The sequence below is a fragment of the Acinetobacter lwoffii genome, assembly GCF_024129595.1.
GTDB classification, from domain to species: Bacteria; Pseudomonadota; Gammaproteobacteria; order Pseudomonadales; family Moraxellaceae; genus Acinetobacter; species Acinetobacter lwoffii_O.
Window position 1 is genome coordinate 1 of sequence record NZ_JAMXXS010000079.1, and the last position, 1,997, is coordinate 1,997.

A 1,997-nucleotide genomic window follows, 5' to 3' on the forward strand; every position below is an offset into this window, starting at 1 on the left:
CCGTTGATTTTCAAGTGAGCTTTAAAAAGCTGTGCTTTTTAAATGGCGACCGCAGAAAATAAACTGCTCCCATTTGATCTAGTAGCGGGATATAAAAAAACACCCGTAATGGGTGTTTTCGTGGCCTAGATTATCGAGATATATCTTTATTTTTATTTCTCTCTTGAGTTTTAACTTGTGGCTGCTGTACTGGCTGCTGTTTTGGAGCATTGGCATCATAAGCCGTTAATTTTGGCTTATGAAATTTCTGATTTTGAATATCGGCATTATGTTGAATCTGAAGCTTAGTTTTATCATTTTTGGTTAAAGCTTTTTCAGTTGTTTCTTTCAATTTACTCAAGCTTTGAGCTTCCCACTTCCCTTTATTTGCCAATGTTTGAACTCTTGCGCCTGTTGGCAGTCCAGTTTTAGGATCAATTTCTTTAGTATTCACTTCGACTTTGTTAGACCCTTTATAGGTCAGGACAATATCATCATTCTTAATGATATTTTGTTCTTTCAAAGTACGTTCCAGATCCTTCGCCCAGATTGTACTTTTTTCACCTTTACTATTTTCAATAGTGGCGTAGTAGCTACTGTTATTTTTAGGATCATGCTTATAAGGTGCTTCACCATGATCTACTAATTTTCCAACGTGCATTTTTTTCTGATTAAGCTGTTCAACCGCAACGTCTATACTGGCTGTGCGCTGCTTTTCTGTGAAACCGTCAGCTTTCATTTTTTTATCAAAAACTGTCAGTAAAGCTTTTTCCTGTTCTGACAGGTTATTAATTTTTTCCTTCCGTTCCTGTGCAGGATCTACTTTATCCTTCTCATTTAAAGGCTTCTCTTTCTGGCGTTCATTACCCTTTTCAATAGTATTGTGAACTACCTCTTTACCTTGTTCTTTTTTCATATCATTGAGCAAGGCTAGATCAATATCACGAGGTTCATAACCCTTTACTGTCATGCCCTTCATTGAAGCTTCAAGCCATACATTCCGTTTAAATTCTTCAGAGCCTTTAACCTGTATTGTTTCCCATTTTTTAGCTTTTGCTACCTCCACCATTGAAGCAGCAATATGTTTATCATCAATTGTGGTTTTTAAAGCTTTTCCAGAATCTTCAAAAGCTACTTTTTCAGGATTACCTTTAAAGTGATATTTGTCATCTACCACATAATATTTATTGAGCAATGCTTTAGGTATGCCTTCTTCACTAGATTCTTTACTGTCATCTGCTTTTAGCTTTTTGGTATCAGTTACCTTAGTTTCTTCAGGATCTTGATTAATACCTTTTGTACTTTTTGAAATATCTATATTTTCAGCTTTTTCAATCGAATTGACTTCAGCTTGATTTGTTTCTAACGTCTGGCCAAGTTTGGTATAGCCTGTTTGTTCTTTATTAAAACTAGGTTTATCGACCTTGTTTGCTTCAGTCATGATCAAGTCCTTATTGATTAGAAATATTTTGGCGACGTGTTGCTTCGTCAATAATCATTTTGGTTTGAATATATTTGTCTGTTAGAAGTGCAATTTGTCTTTCAGTTTCAGTGCTTAAATCTTTATTTTGCTGATATACAGCTATGCTTTGCATATAGTTTTTTACAGTGTCAGGCTGATTAACCGCTTTAGATGAAAAGCCATTAGGACTGGTCACGGCTTTATTTGAAGTACAGCCCACAACTGAAAAAGATAGGGCAAGGCTGATTAATGTAAGAGAGATTTTTTTCATGATAGTTTCCTTATTTAGAATTAACTTGGTCTGAAAACGCCTGATAAACGTCATCAATATCTGAATTTTCTATAGATCCGTTTTGACCTTCATCGACTGCAACTAGATTTTCCACTTGTTCTGGTTCATCGACTGCAACCAGATTTTCCATTTCTGCAATCATAGCCAAAGGATCTGATTCATCTGCTGCAACTAGATTTTCCATTTCTGCAATCATGGCCAGAGGATCTGATTCATCTGCTGCAACTAGATTTTCCGCTTGTTCTGGTTCATCGACTGCAACCA

General features: G+C 36.0%; 2 protein-coding genes and 1 pseudogene. All 3 read right to left on the reverse strand.

Annotation, left to right across the window (positions count from 1 at the left end):
• Positions 1 to 130 precede the first annotated feature (130 nt).
• On the reverse strand, positions 131 to 1,420 hold the full coding sequence (locus NI466_RS15685) for an LPD7 domain-containing protein (RefSeq protein WP_015060274.1): 1,290 nt from the start codon (positions 1,418 to 1,420) through the stop codon (positions 131 to 133).
• A 10-nt stretch (positions 1,421 to 1,430) separates the two neighbouring features.
• The gene (locus NI466_RS15690) at positions 1,431 to 1,712 is read right to left on the reverse strand and encodes a hypothetical protein (protein ID WP_253174002.1); all 282 of its coding nucleotides are present in this window, start codon (positions 1,710 to 1,712) and stop codon (positions 1,431 to 1,433) included.
• Positions 1,713 to 1,722: 10 nt separating this feature from the next.
• Positions 1,723 to 1,997, reverse strand: a pseudogene (locus NI466_RS15695) (type IV secretory system conjugative DNA transfer family protein); the annotation flags it as partial.